This window comes from Ferrovibrio sp. (assembly GCF_019636075.1).
GTDB lineage: Bacteria > Pseudomonadota > Alphaproteobacteria > Ferrovibrionales > Ferrovibrionaceae > Ferrovibrio.
Genome location: NZ_JAHBYG010000026.1, coordinates 36,672 through 56,150, shown reverse-complemented (window position 1 = coordinate 56,150; position 19,479 = coordinate 36,672). Strand labels below are relative to the sequence as shown.

The following is a 19,479-nucleotide window of genomic DNA, read 5'->3' as shown; positions in this document are numbered from 1 at the left end:
TCCAGGGCGAGCGCAAGAGCTACCGCGATGTCAAACACTATCGGCGGCGCAAGCGCTGGCTCGGCTGAGCCAGCCAGAATTTACTGTCGCAGATCGCGCACCAGTGGCGCTTCAGCGTTCAGCTCCGTGCTGCCGGCAATCTCGACATGGTCGGCCTTGAGGCGTGACAGTTCGCGGAACTTCGCCTGAGCGGGTTCGGTCACGCTGCTGGAATCGATACCATCCTGCAGGGCCAGGCGCAGCGTGACGCAGTCGCGATGCCCCTCGCGGGTGATCGAGGCCTGGGCACGCTGGATGCCGGGGATGGCGATCGCCAGTTCCTCCAGCTGCCGTGGATAAATGAAGATCTCGCGCGCCTTCACGGACTGACCGACGCGGCCCTGCAGCATGGAGATATGTGCGACGCTGCCATCGGCATACAGCGCGCGGGCGATGGCGACATCACCGGTGCCGAAGCGGATCAGTGGCCAGCCTGGCCGCAGCGTCGTTACCACGATTTCACCGGGCTCGCCCACCGGCAGCGGGTTTCCGCTGACCGGATCGCAGATCTGCACGATGCGGTCGGGGTGGATTTCGTAGCCTTCCTGAGTGTCGCGTTCGAAGCCGATCAGGCCGAAATCCGCTGTGGCATAAACCGAGAAGGTCCGCAGGCCATAACGCACCTCCAGCCTGCGGCGCTTGCCCATCCAGTCGCCGAATTCGCCGCCCAGCAGGGCGGACGTGACGCCCCAATCGCGCGGCAGCTCGTGGCCGGCCTGTTCCAGTGTTTCGGCCAGGGTGACGAAATAGGCCGTGGCCGCGCAGATGCAGGTCACGCCAAGGTCGCGGATCAGCTTGGCCTGCATTTCGCTGCCTCCAGTGCCGGCGGGAATGACGCTGGCACCGGTGCTGCGCAGGCCTTCATCCAGCAGCAACCCGGCCGGCACCAGATGATAGGACCAGGTGTTCAGCACCACATCGCCGCCGCCGATCCCGGCAGCAGCAAAGGCGGCGCCGAAACCTAGGCCGTCTATCTCACCTCGGAACTGCGGCTCGTTGATCGGGCCGGGCGAGACGAAGATACGCTCGATGTCCGTGGCCGGCGCGGCCAGGAAACCGCCATAGGGCGGGGCCAGGCGCTGCCGCTCGATCATCGCCTCTTTCTTGAACACCGGCAGACGTGCCAGGGCGGCGGCATCGCTGAGTTGATCCGGGTGCAGGCCGGCGGCATCGAACAGGGTGCGGATGGCAGGGGCCTGCGCATAAGCATTGGCCTGAATGGCGCGCAGTCGCGCAAAACGCGTCTCGGTCATCGTGGGCTCTCCCTGGGTCAGCGTCCGGTAAAGCGCGGCTGGCGCTTTTCCACGAAAGCGGCCAGACCTTCCTTCAGATCGGCGCTGTGCGCATGCACTTCCGACGCCAGCAGTTCCAGCCGCAGCGCCTGGGCGGATGGCTGCTCCAGCCCGTCATCGACCAGCGCCTTCATGCGCCGCAGCACCAGCGGGCTTTTCACCGCCAGCTTGGCCACCAGGCGACCGGTGGCAGCCACCAGGTCGGCATCCTCCACCACCTCGTTGACCAGACCGGCAGCCACCAGATCTTCGGCAGGAACCGACTCACCGGTAAATAGCAGATACTTGGCGCGGGTCGGGCCGATCTTGCGTGGCAGACGCACCGAACTGCCGCCGCCCGGCAGAAGGCCAAAATTCGCATGGGCGTCGCCAAGGCGGGCCGACCGCGCCGCGATCACCATGTCGCAGCACAGCAGCAGTTCCAGCCCGCCCGCCATCGCCAGGCCATTCACGGCGGCGATCACCGGCCGCGGGAAGCGTTCCAGCCGCGTCATCATGTCTAGCACGGAATTCAGGAATTTGCTGACGTTCTGGCCATCTTCGCCGCTGGTGGCGCGCACGAACTTGAGGTCGGCGCCGGCACAGAAGGCGCGGCCGCTGCCGCTTAGCACCACGGCGCGGATATCGTCCCGCTCGGCGCGGTCGAGCGCTGCCTGGATGCCGGCCACGATGTCCGGCGTGATGGCATTCAGGGCGGCCGGCCGGTTGAGGGTGATCCAGACGGCGCTATCGCGAACCTCGATCAGGACGCTGGAATCAGCGGATGTGTTCAAGGGTTCCCTCCGTTTATTGACTCATGAGTCATTAAATAATATTATAAGTCATAATGTAGACTATAAAGAAATATTGGCAAGCGCCGTGAGGTCCCTGGATGGCCGGCAGCGCTTATCCAAGGACGAGCCCTGAGGGAGGGAAGGATGGAACAGGTTTACATCGCCGGCGTGGGCATGACGTATTTCGGCCGCCAGCTCGACAAGACGATCAAGACCATGGCCGCCGAAGCGGTGCAGGGTGCGCTGAAGGATGCCGGTCTGGAGGGCCAGCCGGCAGAAGCCGCCTTCTTTGCAAATTCGGCGCAGGGCCACATGGAACGCCAGCACATGATCCGCGGCGAAGTGGTGATGCGCAGCATGGGGGTCGGCGGCATTCCGGTGGTCAATGTAGAGAATGCCTGCGCCAGTGCCGCCACGGCCTTTAACCTGGCAGTCAATTTCCTCAAGGCGGGCGACGGGGATGTCGCGCTGGCGCTGGGTGCCGAGAAGATGTTCTCCACCGATCGCGAGCTGATGTTCTCGGCTTTCGATGGTGCCTGGGACGTGCAGGACATCCCGGCGATCCGCGAGCGCCTGCTGAAGCTGGGCGACGGCGTAGAGGTGCCAGACGGCACGACCTCGCCGAAACCCTACAGCGCCTTCATGGATGTCTACGCCGCCTTTTCGCGTGCGCATATGAAGCGTTTCGGCACCACGCAGCGTCATCTCGCCGCTGTTGCCGCAAAAAACCATACCCATTCGGTGCACAATCCGCTGGCGCAGTTCCGTGATGCCTATACGGTCGATCAGATCCTGGCCGCGCCGCCGATCACCTACCCGCTGACCCTGCCAATGTGCTCGCCGATCTCGGATGGCGCCGCTGCTGCGGTGCTGGTCACCGAATCTGGCCTGCGCCGACTTGGCATCGACAAAAGCCGCGCCATCAAGGTGCTGGCCAGCGTGCTGCAGTCCGGCAGCGACCGCGATCCCACCGAAGTCGAGAAGCACTGCACGGCGCTGGGGTCCAAGCGTGCCTATGAAAAGGCTGGTGTTGGTCCGAAGGATATTTCGGTGGCCGAGGTGCATGACGCGACCGCGATGGGCGAAATCATCCAGATCGAGAATCTCGGTTTCTGCGATTTCGGCGAGGGCGGCCCGATGTCGGAGCGTGGCGAGACCGCGCTGGGCGGTCGTATCCCGGTTAATCCCTCTGGTGGCCTGGAATCCAAGGGCCATCCGGTTGGCGCCACCGGCATTGCGCAGGTCTTCGAACTGGTGACGCAGCTGCGCGGTGAAGCCGGTCCTCGTCAGGTGGAAGGCGCGCGACTGGCGCTGGCCGAAAATGGCGGCGGCCTGCATGGCATCGAAGAGGCGATTGCCAGCGTCATTATCCTCGGCCGTTAAAACACTGCCGTTTCATTCCCGGGAGGAAAACAATGAATCTCCAAAATAAGGTCGCCGTTGTCACCGGCGCCGCATCCGGTCTTGGCTTTGCCACCTGCAAGATCCTGGCGGCCGCCGGCGCCAGGGTGGTTGGCCTTGACCGCGACGAGACGAAGCTGGCTATGCTTGCATCCGAACTTGGCGTCAATGGCCTCGTCCGCAGCGTCGACGTGGCGGATGAAGCCAGCGTGCAGGCCGGCATTGATGCGGCAGTGCAGGCTTTTGGCACTATCCACGTCGCCGTGAACTGCGCCGGCGTGGCCGATTCAGCAAAGACGCTGTCGCGTGGTCAGCCATTCCCGCTTGCGACCTGGAGCAAGGTCATCGCGGTCAACCTCACCGGCACATTCAACGTCATCCGCTTCGCGGCTCAGGTCATGAGCGCGAATGAACCCGAAGTGGGTGGGGAGCGCGGCGTCATCATCAACACCGCCTCGGGCGCGGCCTGGCAGGGCCAGATCGGCCAGGCAGCCTACAGCGCCTCCAAAGCCGGGGTGATGGGGCTGACGCTGCCGGTAGCGCGTGACCTTGCCGAATTCGGCATCCGCGTGGTGACCATCGCGCCCGGCTTGTTCGACACCTCGATGGTGGCCGGCCTGCCGGAGAATGTGTCGCAGTCGATCATCAACCGCATGATCCTGTTTCCCAACCGCATGGGTCAGGCCGAGGAATTCGGAAGCCTAGTGCGGCATATCGCGGAGAACCAATATCTCAATGCGACCACTATCTCGCTTGACGCCGGCGCACGCATGTCTGCGCGTTGACAGGGGAGGGCGGAACGGCGCGACGGCTGGTTACTTTGCCAGCCGTACACGCGACGCAAGCCCGCGATAGATTTTCCATAGTAAAACGCTATCTGATTCTCGGATTTCAGAATTAACGTATAGTCCAGCGCACATCAAATAGCACGGCGGTCTGTAGATGGAGGTATCGAAGGTTCGGCGCAGAGGCCGACACCGAAGTTAATCTCAGAAAAGTATTAGGAGTGAATCGAAACGCTACGAATGTTCGGTCAGACAATTCACGTTATTTGTTGCGTGACTGACCGGCTTCGCCGCTACCTTCAACCACGCTGATAGCGTCGGAACTGGAGCAGATCCAAAACACCTCAGCGTCTTCAAGTCCGTGCGCTAGACAAACATGGCCCATGGTGCTGTCGAAATAGACGCAGTCGCCAGGTTCGAGAATGACTTCCTCATAGAACTCGGTGATGAGCTTGATGCGCCCCGCGAGGACGTAAATCACTTCTTCGCCCTCATGCTTGATCAGGGGGCTAAAGTCCTTCCATTCCCGCTGTTTGATGCGGGCCTTCAACGGAATGATGCGCTTACCAACCACATCGGTGCAAAGCATCTCGTAATCGTAGGTTTCGGTCTCGAAAACCTTACCTTTGCCAAGCCGTGTGATCGAACGCCGGCCATGCGGCGATAATTGCGGCTGATCTGAAAACAGGACCGCAATATCCACGTCCAGACCACGCGCCAGCCGGATGATGTTTTCATATGTTGGCGATAACCGGTTGTTTTCGACCTTCGACAGTGTCGCGACGGCCAGACCTGAGCGGTTGGCCACATCCTTCAGCGTCATGCGCTTGGACTGTCTGATACCCCGCACCCGCGATCCGAGATCGACATTGGTGCCCTGGCCGTACTGCGTCCCCACGCCAGACGAACTGTCCGGCAATTGAGGTAAAGGGGAACGAGGTATCTGATTCATCCGAGATTTTCTGTTCGGCGACTTTTGGTTGGCGTCACCGGTCCAAAAAGGAGCATAGGGCGTTAGCCCCGCGTCCTTAGGTTTACTAGATATCGGATTCGAAATTTTTTTCAAGGTAATACGAATTGACCTCGGTTTAGTCAGAATGCACTCCGGGAAGATTGGGGTTTCGATTTAAATAACTGTATAATAATGAGAAATAACAATTTCGGAATGCAGTTGGACGCGCTCAGGAAGCGACCAGACTGCCAATATTTCAAGCTAAATCAGATTCCCAATCGGATTAATAATTTTCGTATTGGAAAATTTTTGTCGTAATGATAACTACGCAATCACGCCAGATTACTCCCGTAATCGCTGTTTATTCGCTGCGGCCTCCACGCCGCCAATGAGGGAATGACCAAATGTCAGTCGACGCGAAGTCGCTTCACGCGGATGCCATCATCATCGATCCGGTTTGCCCGTTGCTGCATCGGAAGGAGATGCTCGACGTCTACAAGAAGGGCGGATTGACCGCGATCGCCCCGACCGTGGGCGGGTGGGACAACGCGGCCACGACCATGCGGGGCCTTGGCAGCTGGGTTCAGTACATCCGGGAGCGCGGTGATGCCATCCTGGTTCGTAGTGCATCCGACATCGAGGAAGCCAAGCGCACTAACAAGATCGGCGTCATCTTTCACTTTCAGGGCACCGACCCGCTGGAAGACAGCCTCGACCTGATCGATGCCTACAAATCGCTCGGTGTCGGCATGATCCAGCTGACCTACAACGTCAAGAACCGCGTCGGTGACGGTTGCGAAGAGCGCACCGATGCCGGTCTGAGCAAGTTCGGCCTGAAGGCGATTGCCCGTATGAACGAGGCCCGCATCATCGTCGATTGCTCCCACACCGGCTATCGCACGACGATGGATGCTTTCGAGAATTCTGCGGCACCCACGGTGTTCTCCCATGCAAATCCGCGAGCGGTGTACGGCACGCCCCGCAATGTTCTGGACGAGCAGATCAAGGCTGCCGCGGCGACCGGTGGCCTAACTGGCATCGTCGGCTTCCCGCCGTTCGTGGCCGCCGACAAGCGTCCGACCATCGATCAGTATATCGACCACATCAGCTACGTGGCTGACCTGGTCGGCATCGATCACGTTGCACTCGGCATCGACTATTTCACGGGCCAGTCGCCATACACGCCGGATGATGAAGCGCAGAAGTTCTACGACGAAACGATCGCTTCTGGCCGCTGGACTCCGGCTGCGTATCCGCCGCCGCCGTATTTCTATCCGGAGGGGATGGGCACGCCCGACCAGATGCCGAACCTGACGGCGGCGCTGGTGAAACGCGGCTTCGCCGAAGCCGATATCCGGAAAATTCTGGGCGGCAACTGGATGCGGGTGTTCCGCGCCGTTTGGGGCAGCTGAGCCCGAACGGTCTTGAATTTTCACTCATCGCTTAACAGGAATGGGGGTTCTTAAAATGCGTATTCGGATACTGAACATCGCTGCGGCGATCGCGATTGCCACCGTCTCGGGCCAGGCCATGGCAGGCAAGGCCGACGACACGCTGAATGTCGCCTTCGAGGAAGAAGTCAGCACGCTGGACGGCTACAAGGAGATCTCGCGTTCGGGCCTTATTCTCGCCCGCATGCTCTATGACAACCTGCTGATGAAGGATATCAAGACCGGCGAATTCCTGCCGGCCCTGGCCGAGTCCTACAAGATTGTCGACGAGAAGACGCTCGACTTCGTGATCCGCAAGGGCGTCAAGTTCCACGACGGCAAGGAACTGACTGCCGATGACGTGGAATACACGCTCAACCAGGTCAGCAAGAAGGAATACAACACGCGATACCAGATCACGGTGAGCTGGATCGACGTGGTCGAGAAGACCGGCCCGTATTCGGTTCGCATCCGCATGAAGGCGGTATATCCGCTAGCATTGGAAATGCTTGCCGGCCCGTTGCCGATCTATCCGAAGCATCATCTCGAAGCTGTCGGATCGTCTGGCATGTCGGCGAAGCCGATCGGTACCGGGCCGTATCGCCTGGTCGAATCGACCACGGGGACGCGGTTCGTGCTGGAACGGTTCGACGAGCATTATGCGGGCAGCCCGAAGGGCCGTCCGGCCATCAAGCGCTTGGTCGCGAAAGTGCTGCCGGAAGCGAACGTCCAGTATGCCGAGCTGATGAACGGCCAGCTGGACTGGATCTGGCGCGTGCCGCACGACGCCTCCAGGCGCCTGGCGTCGCGGCCGAACCTGACAGTGAAGGCCGCGCCGATCCTGCGTTTTGCTTTCATGGGCATGAACCCGAATTTCAGTGGCGGCAAGAGCCCCATCGCAGACGCCAAGGTGCGTCAGGCCATCAACCATGCCGTCAACAAGGACAGCATCATCACGGCGCTGGTGGGCGGTGCATCTGAATCGATTGCCGCGGCCTGCCATCCGATTGCCTTTGCCTGCTCGAAGGATGTGGTGAAGTATGCCTACGATCCGAAGAAGGCCAAGGACCTGCTGGCGGAGGCCGGCTATCCCAACGGCTTCCCGCTGGAGCTTCTGACGGCGACGACCTTCCCTCGTTCGCAGGTCGAGGCCATTGCCGCCAATCTGAATGCCGTCGGGATCAAGACCAGCATCAACGAGCAGCAGTCCGCGGTGATGCGGACGAACTACATCGAAGGCAAGGCGCCCACGTACCTCTCGAGCTGGGGCGCTTACGGCATCGCCGATGCCGGTCTGGGCACCAGCCCGTTCTTCGGCGGCGCTGGCGACGACGTCGTGAAAGATCCGCAGGTGGTTGCCGACCTGAAGATCGCCGACACGACGCTCGACCGCGATGTGCGCAAGAAGCACTACGAGGCCGCACAGAAGCGGGTTGCCGAACAGGCTTACTGGCTGCCGCTGTGGGCCTTCAGCGTCAACACCGCGCAGGCGAATAACCTGTCACTGGATGTCGATCCGGACGAGTTCGTGCCGTTCTACAAGGCTGCCTGGAAGTAATCACCTCAAGTCCGGCCACCGATGGGATAGTATCCCGTCGGTGGTTCAGTGCAGCAAGTGAGGCGGAATGTATCGCTATATCCTGCGTCGGTCGGTATCTGGACTTCTGCTGATTCTGGCAGTGTCGCTGGCGACGTTCTTCCTGATGTTTGCGGGTGGCGATCCGGCAACGCGCATGGCCGGCGAGTCGGGCAGCGTGGCGGACATCATCCGCATCCGCGAAGCCTACGGGTTCGACCGCCCCATCATCCTGCAGTATCTGTCCTGGCTTGGCGGGTTCCTGACCGGTGACCTTGGCCGCAGCCTGTATTTCGACCTGCCGGTCTCGTCGATCCTGGTCGAGCGGATGTTCACCACCATGAGGCTCGGCGCCTGTGCCATTCTTCTGGCGGTTGCCATCGGTGTGCCGCTGGGTGTCGCAGCAGGTTGTCATCCGAATACGAAGATAGACAGATTTGCATTGCTGTTTGCGGTGGTGGGTCAGGCGATGCCGACCTTCTGGTTTGCCCTGCTGCTGGTGATTGCGTTCAGCGTGACATTCCCGATTCTGCCGAGTTCCGGCCTCGACAGCTGGAAGCATTACATCATGCCGATGGTGGTGCTGTCTTACTTCGCAGCGCCCGCCATCATGCGTCTCACTCGTTCGGGCATGATCGGTGTCCTCGATACCGATTATATTCGTACGGCGCGCGCCATGGGCATCGTGCCCCGCAAGGTGCTGATGAAATATGCCCTGCGGAATGCGTTGATCCCGGTGGTGAGCCTGGCGGCGGCGCAGTTCGGCTACATGCTGGCCGGATCGGTCGTGGTGGAAAGTGTGTTCGCGATCCATGGCGCCGGACGGCTTGCCTGGGAGTCGATCCTGCGCAGCGACCTACCGGTCATTCAGGCGCTGGTCCTGTGCTTCTCGCTTTTTTATATCGTGCTGACCTTCCTTGCGGATGTGGTCAATGCCTGGCTTGACCCCCGAATGAGGATTTCATGACCGCCGCGCCCGTAGCGTCCGCTGTCGGCGCCAAGCCCATCGTCACGCGCATCCTGCCGCGCTGGCGTCAGCATACCGGCTTCATGCTCGGCTTCTCCGTGCTGGTTGTCTTCGCACTGATGGCGATTCTTGCGCCGCTGCTGGCGCCTCACGATCCCTATGCCCAGGATCTGATGTCGCGTATGCGTCCACCGGTCTGGATGGAGGGCGGCAGCTGGGATCACCCGTTCGGGGCCGATCAGGTTGGCCGCGACTACCTGTCCCGCATTTTCTACGGGGCGCGTATCTCGCTCTTCGTTGGCCTGTGCGTCACGCTGCTTTCATGCCTGATCGGCACGACGCTCGGTGTCGCCGCCGGATATTTCGGCGGCCGGGTCGATACGGTCATTTCATTCCTGATCACGGCCCGCCTGGCCATTCCGGTGGTGCTGGTTGCCCTTGCCGTGGTGGCGCTGGTCGGATCCTCCCTGCAGGTGGTGATCGCGGTTCTCGGTTTGCTGTTATGGGACAGGTTCGCGATCGTCATGCGCGCCACCACCCAGCAGATACGCTCCGCCGATTTCATCGTGGCGGCCAAGGTCCAGGGGGCTTCCCATCTGCAGATCGTGGTGCAGGAAATTCTCCCGAACGTCGTCAACAACCTGCTGGTGGTGGCGACCCTGGAGATCGCGCAGGCGATCGTGCTGGAGGCTGCCCTGTCATTCCTCGGCATCGGTGTGCCTGCGCCGACCCCATCCTGGGGCCTGATGATTGCCGAGGGTCGTGCCGACGTCTTCTTCGATCCATGGCTGATTACCATTCCGGGCGCGTTCCTGTTCGTGCTGGTGCTGGCCACCAACATGACCGGCGACGGCCTGCGCGATCTCACCGCGCCAGAGGGCCGTAACCGATGAGTGCCACCGATACCTTGCTCGACGTCAGGGGATTGCGGGTCGATATCCCGACCCCCAAGGGCATACTGCATGCCGTCCGCGGCATCGATTTCGACCTTAAGCGCGGAGAAACGCTCTGCCTGGTCGGCGAGTCCGGTTGCGGCAAGTCGCTGACCGCGATGGCCCTGATGGGGCTGCTGCCGCGCAAGGCGCTGCGCACGGCCGACCGGCTTGAGTTCCAGGGGGACGACATCCTGTCGTTGCCGGAGAAGGCGTTCAATCGCCTGCGCGGCAACCGGATGGCGATGATCTTCCAGGAGCCGATGACCTCGTTGAACCCGGCACTGACCATTGGGCAGCAGCTGGTCGACGTTCACCGCCAGCACCGCAATGTCAGCACAAAGGAAGCCCGCGAACGTGCCCTGTTCCTGTTCGAGAAGATCGGCGTCAGTGCACCGGTGGAGCGACTGAAGCAGTATCCGCATGAACTGTCCGGTGGTTTGCGTCAGCGCATGATGATCGCCATGGCGCTGATGTGCGGCCCGCAACTGCTGCTGGCGGACGAGCCGACCACGGCACTGGACGTGACCATCCAGGCTGAACTGCTGCGCGTCCTGCGCAATCTGCAGGAAGAATTCGGCATGGGCATGATCCTGATCACCCATGACCTGGGCGTCGTGTCTCGCATGGCCGACAAGGTTGCGGTGATGTATGCCGGAGAGATCGTTGAGCGCGGCCACGTGCACCAGGTCTTCAATCGGCCGAGCCACCCCTATACCCGTGGCCTGCTGGAATGCCTGCCGATTCCCGGCCGCCACAAACACATGGCCCATCTGCCATCCATCCCGGGCGTCGTGCCGTCCCTGATCGGCGATCTGGCGGGCTGCGCGTTTCGCCAGCGCTGCCAATATGCCGAAGAGCGTTGCGGCGAGGCTGATATCGACTGGCAGCAACTGCCGGATGGGCAGGGCTACCGGTGCATCCTGCCGGTGAGTTCATATGGCGCCACCAGCGAGGTGTCGCGATGACACAGTCCGAAGCGCCTATTTTCGAGGTCAAAGCGGTCAGCCAGCAGTATCAGCTTGGCGGACATCTGTTCCGTCGCCGCTATCTGCGCGCCGTCGACGATGTGTCTCTGCAACTGCGCCGTGGCGAAGTGCTCGGGCTGGTCGGCGAGTCCGGGTGCGGCAAGACCACGCTTGCCAAGATCATGATGGGATTGATCCAGCCGACGGCCGGCGAAGTGCGCCTGAACGGCAAGCGGTTGGCCGATATTCCCCGGCTCGAAGTGGCCAGCCGCATCCAGTATGTTTTCCAGGATCCGTATTCAGCGCTGAATCCGCGGCACTCCATCGGCCGGATCATCGAGCAGCCACTCCGGATTCACGGTATCGGAACCTCTGCTGAGCGTGCGCAGAAGGCGCGGAAACTGCTGGATGTGGTTGGCCTGCCGCAGCGTCTGATCGACAGTCCGCCGAGCCAGTTGTCGGGTGGTCAGCGTCAGCGTGTTGTGATCGCGAGAGCATTGGCGCTCAGGCCGGACATTCTGGTCTGCGATGAACCGACATCGGCGCTGGATGTCTCGGTTCAGTCGCAGATCCTCAATCTTCTGCTCGATCTGCGGAGCGAGTTTGGCCTCACTTACGTATTCGTAAGTCATAATCTGGCCGTCGTCGAACATATGGCGACGTCTGTGGCGGTCATGTATCTGGGCCGCATCGTCGAGCAGGCCGCGACAGCCGAGCTGTTCGGAAATCCCCAGCATCCTTATACCCGCGCGCTGCTCCATTCGGTGCTGACGCCGGATCCGGGTGCCGGCATTCCTGATCTGGGGCTTGGTCGAACCGTGCCGAACCCGGCCAAACTTCCCACAGGCTGCCGTTTTCATCCGCGCTGCCCGGTGGCGGTTCCGGTGTGCAGTACCAAAGAACCGGCGCGCGGCAGAGGCGAACGCTGGGCCGAGTGCCACCTTGTGGAAGATTCGGCCAGCGCGGCGGCTTGAATGTGTAGGCAGCATTGCTGTCATAAGGAGTGAAAGCGTGAAGGTTATTACCGCGGCAGAAATTCGGCAGAGTCTCGACTGGGCTTCGACAATCCAAGTGCTCGAACAGGCTTTCATTCAGGACAGCAAGATGCCGACGCGACATCACCATGTGATGGCGGACGGGCCGGAGCCGCCGGTACATCTGCTTATGCCCGCTTGGATTCCCAATAAGTATCTCGGTGTGAAGGCGGTGAATGTTTTCCCGGCCAATGCAAAAGCCGGAAAGCCTGCCGTGTCGGGCGTGTATCTCCTGTTTTCCGGCGAGACAGGCGAGACTCTGGCGATCCTGGAAGGCGGTGAGCTGACGGTGCGTCGCACTGCTGCCGCCTCGGCCCTGGCCGCCCGTTATCTGGCGCGCAAGGATGCGAGCAGGCTGCTGATCGTCGGCACCGGGCGGCTGTCCAGGCATCTTGCCTTTGCCCATGCCGCCGTGCGGCCCATAAAGTCCGTGTCCGTCTGGGGCCGTAACCCGCAGAAAGCGGAAGAGGTGGCGCAGGAACTGCGGCAGGGCGGCCTGGAGGCCAGTGCAGTCACGGATCTGGAAACGGCTGTTGGCAACGCGGATATCGTCAGCTGTGCCACGCTGAGCACGCTGCCCCTGGTGCAGGGCGCCTGGTTGCGGCCCGGCACGCATCTCGATTTGGTAGGCGGCTTCACGCCGGCCATGCGTGAGGCGGATGACGAGGCAATCCGCCGCAGCGAAATCTTTGTCGATACCCGTGCCGGTGCAACCAAAGAGGCAGGCGATATCGTGGTGCCGCTGCAGACTTCGGTGCTTTCGGCGGATGGAATCCGTGGCGACCTGTTCGATCTGACCCGCAAGACGCATCCCGGTCGCACCCAGGACAGCCAGATCACGCTGTTCAAGTCGGTGGGTGTCGCGATCGAGGATCTTGCCGCCGCCTCGTTGGTTTACGAGAAGTCAGTGCTTTGTCCGGCCGCAGCCTAAATGTCACTGACGTCGCCATCATCGGGGGCGGCGTCATCGGCCTGGCTTGTGCGCGTGTGCTGCAGCGTGCCGGGCGTCAGGTAACAGTCATCGACGCTAGCGAAGTTGGCCGAGGCTGTTCCTACGGCAATGCCGGCCTGGTTGCAGTCGACCACATCCTGCCGCTGGCGCGGCCGGATGTGCTCATGGGCGCGCTCGGCATGCTTGCTGATCCGCTGGGGCCTCTGCATCTGCGCTGGTCGGCGTTGCCTTCGCTTCTGCCATGGCTGATGCGCCTCGCTCTGGCATCTCGGCCCAGTGCGGTGAGCAATGGCACACAGATTCTGGCGAAGCTGCTCCGCGAAGCCGTTCCGGCCTGGAAGCATCTCGCCGTGGATGCCGGCGAGCCACAGCTATTCCGACATCAGGGATATCTCACCCTTTTCGAAACTGCAAAATCCGCCACGGCTGCCGAAGCGGAAAATCGGCTTCTCCGGCGGCATGGCATACAGTTCGAACCAGTTTCCGCGACTTGTATTCGCGCGATGTGTCCTGCCTTGAAGCGGGACATGTATGCGGGACGGTTTCACCCGGACGCCATCTACACGACCGACCCATTCGAACTGGTGCGGAGTCTGTACCGCAGATTTGTCGCCGATGGCGGTACTGTGATTGAAGGACAGCATGTTCGTGCGATTTTGACCGAGCCGGGATCAGCGACCGGCCTGAGGCTGGCAGATGGTGAGCTCAAGGCCGGTAGCATTGTCCTGGCTGCAGGAAGCGGCTCCGTGGATCTGGCACGCCCCCTTGGCGTGAAGGCGCCCCTGACCCGCGAACGCGGATATCATGTCATGGTGGATGAGGGCGAGATCCCCCTAAACATGCCCCTGCTTTTTGCCGAGCGCGGCTTTGTGGCCACACCGATGGCGACGGGTCTGCGACTGGCGGGGACAGTCGAACTGGGCGCCCGGGCACCAGACTGGAAGCGTGCTGACATTCTCCGGCGCCATGCGGAAGACCTATTTGACCGTCCGGGCTTGGCAGAGCAATCCCAATGGTTTGGCGACCGACCGACATTGCCAGATTACTTGCCGATGGTCGGGTTGGTGCCGGGTTGCAGGAACGTGACTCTGGCATTTGGTCATCAGCACTTGGGACTGACATTGGCGGCGGTGACGGCCGAACTGGTTGGTGACTTGGTAAACGGACGAGATCCGCGGGTCGATATTTCCGCGCTCTCGGTGAGCCGTTTCTGTTGATCAATGAGCTTGATCAGAATGAATGATAGACCCCTTGTCCTCTATGCTCTCGAACTTGGCATTGATGAGGTTATCCTGGATAAAGATTTTTGCGCTTAGCTGTTGCACTGATGCCATGGGGTATAACCCCGGCTCCGTGGACTGTTCCGCTTCTCCTGATCCTTATCATGAGGTTGTCGATCGTGCGGGCAGCGCGACGCAGAGAGCCCACGCCGCTCATGCGGCGCCGAGTCACCGGCCTGCTTGCATGCGCCCGTATGCAGTTTGAACTTGAACGCAGGTGCACCCCGGTTGGCATGATAGGATGGAATACTCCGCAGGAGGGAGTCTCATGCGCTCACCTGTACAGCCTGAAACCAGTGCCCCCCGTTTGATGTCCCTGGATGAGCTGGCGCGGTATCTCGGCGTCAAGCCAGACTCCCTGCCCAAACTGATCTCCACATTCAAGAAGATCCAGTTTCCGCAGCCACTGCCGCATTTTGGTCTCTATGACCGCAAGGTGATCGATCTGTGGCTCGATCGCCTCAGTGGCATCACACCGGACGGCCGCTACAATTTCCATCCGCCGGAATTCTTCAAAATCGGCAGCCGGTTTGCGCCGGTCCGGCAGACCGCCCGCGTGCCACGTGGACAGCGCAGCGACAATACCTACACGGTCGCGCAGGCGGTCGATGCCTACGCCGCGTATGCCAGAACGCATACGCATTCGATTACACGGGTGCAGTGGATCGCCAATGCCACGATCCTCCCGCATTTCGGACACCGCACCATCGAAAGTCTCACTGCGCCGGAAATCCGGGCCTGGCATGAAGGCATCGCCAACAGCCCCCGGGCCAAGCATGTCGCCTATGGCCAGCCAAGGGCCTATTACGGTCCGCCAAAAACACAAGAGGAGAAGCGGCGTCGCAAGATGACGGCGAACCTTCACCTCATGACGCTTAAAGCGGCGCTCAATCTCGCGTTTCGTGAAGGCAAGGTCAGCTCAGACGCAGTCTGGCGGGCGGTCCCCGCTTTCAGGAATGTCCACAACGTCAATGCCCGGTTTCTCACTCTGGAAGAGTGTCAGAAGCTGCTGCCGCTGCTCGAACCCGCCTTCCGCAGGCTGGCCCGCGCCGCCCTCTATACCGGTGCGCGCCTGATGGAACTGGTCAACCTGATTGTATCCGATTTCGATGCCAAGGCCGGAACGGTGCACTTCAAGCCAGGTAAAAACCTCAATGGCCGGCATGTCTTCCTGAATGAGGAAGGCATCCGCTTCTTTGCCGAATGCGTGCAGAACCTGCATCCGACCGATCTGATCTTCAGGCGCGGCGATGGCGAGAAGTGGCGGGCGACCGATCCGTCCCACCGGCTGAAAGATCCGCTCCGCGAGGCTGGTCTGCAGCACATGACATTCCATGCCTTCCGGCATACCTATGCCTCCATGATGATCCAGGCTGGTGCGTCCATTGCGGCTGTTGCCAAGAATCTCGGTCACAAACGCACCGACATCTGTGAGCGGTACTACACGCATCTGACGGATTCATTTATCGCCGGCGAGATCCGCGGAAAAATGCCGCTGCTGGATGTCCATTCCATCGATGCCTGATCTGGCTGGTATCTGCACGGTGATGCCGGCGAAGATGATGCTCCGAGTGGAGCAAAAAATGGTGATGGGCTCCGGGCGGGTCCGCCGCCATCCCCATCCCGCACTCGATCCGCCCCAGCGTGCGGCGTCTCCTGCGGTCCCCGCGCTTGGTGGGTCCGGGTCCCCGTACTCAGCCGGCGGCTGCCGGCGGGCCTTCGAGATCGGCAATCTTCTGAAACTCGGCCAGGATCTCCTGATGCCACTGGGCGAGGTAACGCACGACTTTGGCATTGCCGAGCAGGCGTCCCAGGTAGCCCCTGACCAGTACAAGATCCAGATGGTCGGTGCCGTAGCTCTGCTCGGCGATCTTGAGCTCGCGGTCAAGATTCCCGGCCTCCCGTTCCATCAGTGACAGCTGCTCGCCACTGAGCCCCCTGGTCGTGCGCGGCTTCCGTCCAGCCACCAAATGGGTCGCAGGCGTCGCCGCCACCAGCGACCGCACATAGCCGATGGTGAACCGGTTCATCGCGATCATGATCTCGGCAGCCTCGATCTGGCGCATCGGCACCATCTTCTTGAGCTCCCAAAAGGCATTCAGCGCGATATGCCGGTCTTTCAGCAGCTCAGCGGCCTCCGGACAGATGCCATCGAGCAGGCGCCGCTTGCGCTTGATGCTGCCGACATCGACGTTCAGGGCGCTAGCGATGCGCTCCTCAGATGCGCCACGCTCAAGCGCCTTCAGGATCATCCGGTGCTCCTGGATGATCGCCAGCCGGTTGACGCGCCTGTTGTAGGTAAAGGCCTCGTCATCCGTTGAAATCAGGCAGTCGACCTCGCGCTCGCCCATTTCGTGCAGAATGTCGAGCCGCAGATGTCCGTCGAGCAGCAGGTATTTACCGCTTTCCCGGCGGTCGCGGGCGACCACAGGAGGTTCCACCAGACCAACCTCGCGGATGGAGGAGGCGATCTGACCATATTTGGCACTGGCGCGGACCTGCTCCGTTACCGGATGCAGCAGCCGGATGTCAGTAATGGCAATGCGGTGCCCCGTGGGCTCGAAACCCACCGCAATGGGATGTGCATGCATAAGGTCACGCATTCCAGATTCCTTGTCCGCCAAGCAGCCGGTCGGCGAGATTCTTGGGCAGCGTATCCAAGGCTTCCGCCCGCAGCAGGGTGACGAAATTCTCATCAGTGAACAGTTTGCGCACTGCTTCGGTGACGAATATGAGCCGATCGCGGGTTGCTTCCGCCTTGCGCACCAGCAGACGTTTCTTTTCGGCGTCATCCTTATAGGCGCGCAGCAGCGCATCTGAAGTGACCAGACCAGTCCGGTGGTAGCTGCCGCGCAGACCTCTGCCGCGGCGGCGGCGGTTTTCGATCAGGCGCTTGGCCATCAAAAGGCGCCGGCCGCGCAGCTGGTGCGACTCATAGGCCTTCTGCAGGATCTCCTGCACGCCGGCGTCATCGGACTCCGCGATCGAGACCGCGACGCTGACGGGGATGAGGCCTGCCTCGACCGAGTGGAGCAGCCGGGTCTCGTCATTCTCCAGCAGCCGGATGACGCCCTTGGCATATTCCACCGTCAGGCCCGTCTTGGCGGCGATCTCCGCGTCACTATACCCGCGCTGCTTCATGCCCTCGATGTCGCGCAGGAGGTCGACGGATCTATGCTGCCGGCGGGCCAGGTTCTCGACCAGGCTCATGACCAGCGAGTCCTCCTCGCTGGCTTCCACCACAATCGCGGGGATCTCAACCTGTCCCAGTGCCTGATAGGCTTCCAGGCGTCCCTGCCCGCAGACCAGATCATAGCGCGTGCCGTTGTCACGACAGATGACAGTGATCGGGCGCTTCAGGCCCAGCAGCGCGATGTTGTCGGTAATCTCGCGGAAAACCTTGCGATTGCGGACACGCGGATTGACAACCGTGATCTGGTCCATCCGGATCATCTGGATCTGGGGCGTTCTCTCAGGAAGCATTAGGCCACCTCCAGAAGCTGGGCGCGCATGGCCATGGTGTACAGGTGTTCAAGATCGTCGAATCGGTAGGAATCGAATGACAGGCCGTTGTCCTGCGCCAGCCGTAGTTTCGGTCCAGCCATATCAAGGCGCGGCAGGAGGTAATAGTCGAGCGGCTGGCGGTTCAGCTCGTCCATGCGGACGGCCACCGTAATATCGGGCCGCAGACTGGTATCGAAGCGGACATGCCAGCGCAGCGAGCCAGCCCAGGTTTCGCGACAGCGCGAGATCACCACGGAGGCAGTGAACTCGCGATTGACCAGAAGCAGGTCGGTTTGTGGATCCCTGGTGGTTTCTCCACCTACCCGGGTAATCTCAGCGACCGTATCATCCACAATCGTGCGATGCATCTGCCGTAGAATCCGGTTGATCTCGACATATTCGTAGTCCCGCTCAGGGCGGAAGCCGATCAGATGATAGGCGCGCAGCAGGCTGCCGAAGCGCATCCGGTAGGCACTGCTGGACGGCAGCCGGTCGGATTCATCGATAATCAGGCCGGAGAGATAGCCGTTCTTATCGAATATGCCTTTGAGAAGGCCCAGCATCTCGTCATCTGACAGGCGCTCGGAACGCGCGATGATGCGCGACTGAGCCGCGTGGAAGAGGTCCTCCTCCACCAAAGGATCAAAGACGCCATTGGCTCTGACCCACATCGCCGGCGCGTTTTCAATGCGTCTCCCTTTGAGCTTGCACGACACGTGGTTCCACACGTTGTTGCCAATGTACTTCTCATTGATCAGGACCTGATGCACGGTGCTTCGGTTCCACGGGCGACCGAGATCGGTGCGCAGACCGCGCAGATTGAGCGCAGCAGCAATGTCACGTTCTGAGCGGCCCTCATTGACAAAGGCGTGGTAGATCCAGCGTACGGCCTCCACCTCCTCGTCTGGGCCGGGCACCAGAATCACCCGGTCGGTCTGAATGCTTTTATGCTCTCCGCGCGTCAGCTCGCCTTTACGCTCGCCATTCTGGTCAATGAGCATCCGGCGCAGCCCGTAGCCGGCCGGTCCGCCCTGTCGATAGCCCAGTTCAATGAGATGGCATTGCCCGGAAAACACCTTGACCGAGAGTTCCCGGCTGTATTCACCGGCCATGGCGCGCTTCACGCCTTTGACAATCGTGGAAACCGGGCTGCCGTCATTTTCAAACTGTTCGGCGCAGTAAATCACCTGGATCCCGGCGCGCCGGCACAGGTATTCGTAGTAGGCGCTCTCATCGGCATCCTGGAAGCGGCCCCAGCGACTGACGTCGTATACAAGAATTGCTGAGAAATCTGCGGTGCAGTTCTGAACATCACGAATAAGATTCTGTAGCGCGTCGCGCCCTCCCAGGCTCAGTCCGCTGCGGCCTTCGTCAGCGTATGTCCTGACGACTTCGTAGCCTTTGCGCAGCGCGTATTTTTGAATGACGTCGGCCTGATTTTGAGTTGAATATTTCTGGTGCTCGGTGGACATTCGTACGTACTGGGCGGCACGCACCAGACTGGTAAACGCGCCCGGTTTATCCAGATTGAGGTCTGCTGTTTCAGTGAACATGGCGAGCCATTTCGTGGCGGAAAACCGTGACCTGATGCGCG

17 protein-coding genes are annotated in these 19,479 nt (G+C 61.1%); 11 read left to right on the top strand and 6 right to left on the bottom strand.

Going from position 1 to position 19,479, the window contains the following annotated elements; translation table 11 throughout:
* Nucleotides 1-80: 80 nt before the first annotated feature.
* Nucleotides 81-1,292 carry a hypothetical protein gene (locus KF827_RS12120; protein ID WP_291005572.1) on the bottom strand — a complete coding sequence of 404 codons (1,212 nt, stop codon included), beginning with the start codon at nt 1,290-1,292 and terminating at the stop codon, nt 81-83.
* 17 nt (nt 1,293-1,309) lie between these two features.
* The gene (locus KF827_RS12115) at nt 1,310-2,104 is read right to left on the bottom strand and encodes an enoyl-CoA hydratase/isomerase family protein (RefSeq protein ID WP_291005571.1); all 795 of its coding nucleotides are present in this window, start codon (nt 2,102-2,104) and stop codon (nt 1,310-1,312) included.
* A gap of 144 nt (nt 2,105-2,248) precedes the next feature.
* Between KF827_RS12115 and KF827_RS12110 the strand changes: the two genes are divergently transcribed.
* Nucleotides 2,249-3,487 (top strand): thiolase family protein, encoded by a 1,239-nt coding sequence (locus tag KF827_RS12110; protein WP_291005568.1) that lies wholly within the window; start codon nt 2,249-2,251, stop codon nt 3,485-3,487.
* A gap of 32 nt (nt 3,488-3,519) precedes the next feature.
* The gene (locus KF827_RS12105) at nt 3,520-4,290 is read left to right on the top strand and encodes an SDR family NAD(P)-dependent oxidoreductase (protein WP_291005566.1); all 771 of its coding nucleotides are present in this window, start codon (nt 3,520-3,522) and stop codon (nt 4,288-4,290) included.
* Nucleotides 4,291-4,552: 262 nt separating this feature from the next.
* On the opposite strand, the gene KF827_RS12100 is transcribed toward KF827_RS12105, so the two are convergent.
* Nucleotides 4,553-5,242, bottom strand: a complete 690-nt coding sequence (locus tag KF827_RS12100; RefSeq protein ID WP_291005562.1) for an XRE family transcriptional regulator — start codon at nt 5,240-5,242, stop codon at nt 4,553-4,555.
* A 404-nt stretch (nt 5,243-5,646) separates the two neighbouring features.
* Between KF827_RS12100 and KF827_RS12095 the strand changes: the two genes are divergently transcribed.
* The 9 genes from KF827_RS12095 to KF827_RS12055 all read left to right on the top strand — a co-directional run bounded on the left by KF827_RS12095 (nt 5,647) and on the right by KF827_RS12055 (nt 15,906).
* Nucleotides 5,647-6,654 (top strand): dipeptidase, encoded by a 1,008-nt coding sequence (locus tag KF827_RS12095; RefSeq protein WP_291005560.1) that lies wholly within the window; start codon nt 5,647-5,649, stop codon nt 6,652-6,654.
* A 55-nt stretch (nt 6,655-6,709) separates the two neighbouring features.
* On the top strand, nt 6,710-8,230 hold the full coding sequence (locus tag KF827_RS12090; RefSeq protein WP_291005558.1) for an ABC transporter substrate-binding protein: 1,521 nt from the start codon (nt 6,710-6,712) through the stop codon (nt 8,228-8,230).
* A gap of 67 nt (nt 8,231-8,297) precedes the next feature.
* Nucleotides 8,298-9,215 carry an ABC transporter permease gene (locus tag KF827_RS12085; protein ID WP_291005555.1) on the top strand — a complete coding sequence of 306 codons (918 nt, stop codon included), beginning with the start codon at nt 8,298-8,300 and terminating at the stop codon, nt 9,213-9,215.
* On the top strand, nt 9,212-10,108 hold the full coding sequence (locus tag KF827_RS12080) for an ABC transporter permease (protein WP_291005553.1): 897 nt from the start codon (nt 9,212-9,214) through the stop codon (nt 10,106-10,108). Before KF827_RS12085 ends, KF827_RS12080 begins: the two co-directional genes overlap by 4 nt.
* Complete coding sequence (locus tag KF827_RS12075; protein ID WP_291005551.1) at nt 10,105-11,115, top strand: ABC transporter ATP-binding protein; 1,011 nt, start codon at nt 10,105-10,107, stop codon at nt 11,113-11,115. The genes KF827_RS12080 and KF827_RS12075 overlap by 4 nt, the downstream gene beginning before the upstream one ends.
* Nucleotides 11,112-12,089 (top strand): ABC transporter ATP-binding protein, encoded by a 978-nt coding sequence (locus KF827_RS12070; RefSeq protein ID WP_291005548.1) that lies wholly within the window; start codon nt 11,112-11,114, stop codon nt 12,087-12,089. The genes KF827_RS12075 and KF827_RS12070 overlap by 4 nt, the downstream gene beginning before the upstream one ends.
* A gap of 37 nt (nt 12,090-12,126) precedes the next feature.
* Entirely contained in the window at nt 12,127-13,080 is a 954-nt protein-coding gene (locus KF827_RS12065; RefSeq protein ID WP_291005544.1) for an ornithine cyclodeaminase family protein, read from the top strand.
* The gene (locus KF827_RS12060) at nt 13,062-14,318 is read left to right on the top strand and encodes an FAD-dependent oxidoreductase (protein ID WP_291005541.1); all 1,257 of its coding nucleotides are present in this window, start codon (nt 13,062-13,064) and stop codon (nt 14,316-14,318) included. Before KF827_RS12065 ends, KF827_RS12060 begins: the two co-directional genes overlap by 19 nt.
* Nucleotides 14,319-14,649: 331 nt before the next feature.
* A complete protein-coding gene (locus tag KF827_RS12055; RefSeq protein WP_291005538.1) occupies nt 14,650-15,906 on the top strand; it encodes a site-specific integrase in 1,257 nt (418 codons plus the stop codon).
* A gap of 169 nt (nt 15,907-16,075) precedes the next feature.
* Here KF827_RS12055 and KF827_RS12050 read toward each other — a convergent pair whose 3' ends face one another.
* The 3 genes from KF827_RS12050 to KF827_RS12040 are packed head-to-tail and all read right to left on the bottom strand — an operon-like array spanning nt 16,076 to nt 19,438.
* Nucleotides 16,076-16,984, bottom strand: a complete 909-nt coding sequence (locus KF827_RS12050; protein ID WP_291005535.1) for a plasmid partitioning protein RepB C-terminal domain-containing protein — start codon at nt 16,982-16,984, stop codon at nt 16,076-16,078.
* Entirely contained in the window at nt 16,977-17,825 is an 849-nt protein-coding gene (locus KF827_RS12045; RefSeq protein WP_291005532.1) for a plasmid partitioning protein RepB C-terminal domain-containing protein, read from the bottom strand. The genes KF827_RS12050 and KF827_RS12045 overlap by 8 nt, the downstream gene beginning before the upstream one ends.
* A gap of 38 nt (nt 17,826-17,863) precedes the next feature.
* Complete coding sequence (locus KF827_RS12040) at nt 17,864-19,438, bottom strand: recombinase family protein (protein WP_291005530.1); 1,575 nt, start codon at nt 19,436-19,438, stop codon at nt 17,864-17,866.
* Between the last annotated feature and the right edge of the window lie 41 nt (nt 19,439-19,479).

What these genes read in the sequence shown, in the direction of transcription:
- KF827_RS12080 (WP_291005553.1), top strand. Translation starts at nt 9,212, where the DNA reads ATGACCGCCGCGCCCGTAGCGTCCGCTGTCGGCGCCAAGCCCATCGTC.
- KF827_RS12095 (WP_291005560.1), top strand. Translation starts at nt 5,647, where the DNA reads ATGTCAGTCGACGCGAAGTCGCTTCACGCGGATGCCATCATCATCGAT.
- KF827_RS12105 (WP_291005566.1), top strand. Translation starts at nt 3,520, where the DNA reads ATGAATCTCCAAAATAAGGTCGCCGTTGTCACCGGCGCCGCATCCGGT.
- KF827_RS12070 (WP_291005548.1), top strand. Translation starts at nt 11,112, where the DNA reads ATGACACAGTCCGAAGCGCCTATTTTCGAGGTCAAAGCGGTCAGCCAG.
- KF827_RS12100 (WP_291005562.1), bottom strand. Translation starts at nt 5,242, where the DNA reads ATGAATCAGATACCTCGTTCCCCTTTACCTCAATTGCCGGACAGTTCG.
- KF827_RS12085 (WP_291005555.1), top strand. Translation starts at nt 8,298, where the DNA reads ATGTATCGCTATATCCTGCGTCGGTCGGTATCTGGACTTCTGCTGATT.
- KF827_RS12055 (WP_291005538.1), top strand. Translation starts at nt 14,650, where the DNA reads ATGCGCTCACCTGTACAGCCTGAAACCAGTGCCCCCCGTTTGATGTCC.
- KF827_RS12045 (WP_291005532.1), bottom strand. Translation starts at nt 17,825, where the DNA reads ATGGACCAGATCACGGTTGTCAATCCGCGTGTCCGCAATCGCAAGGTT.
- KF827_RS12120 (WP_291005572.1), bottom strand. Translation starts at nt 1,292, where the DNA reads ATGACCGAGACGCGTTTTGCGCGACTGCGCGCCATTCAGGCCAATGCT.
- KF827_RS12110 (WP_291005568.1), top strand. Translation starts at nt 2,249, where the DNA reads ATGGAACAGGTTTACATCGCCGGCGTGGGCATGACGTATTTCGGCCGC.
- KF827_RS12090 (WP_291005558.1), top strand. Translation starts at nt 6,710, where the DNA reads ATGCGTATTCGGATACTGAACATCGCTGCGGCGATCGCGATTGCCACC.
- KF827_RS12050 (WP_291005535.1), bottom strand. Translation starts at nt 16,984, where the DNA reads ATGCGTGACCTTATGCATGCACATCCCATTGCGGTGGGTTTCGAGCCC.
- KF827_RS12040 (WP_291005530.1), bottom strand. Translation starts at nt 19,438, where the DNA reads ATGTTCACTGAAACAGCAGACCTCAATCTGGATAAACCGGGCGCGTTT.
- KF827_RS12075 (WP_291005551.1), top strand. Translation starts at nt 10,105, where the DNA reads ATGAGTGCCACCGATACCTTGCTCGACGTCAGGGGATTGCGGGTCGAT.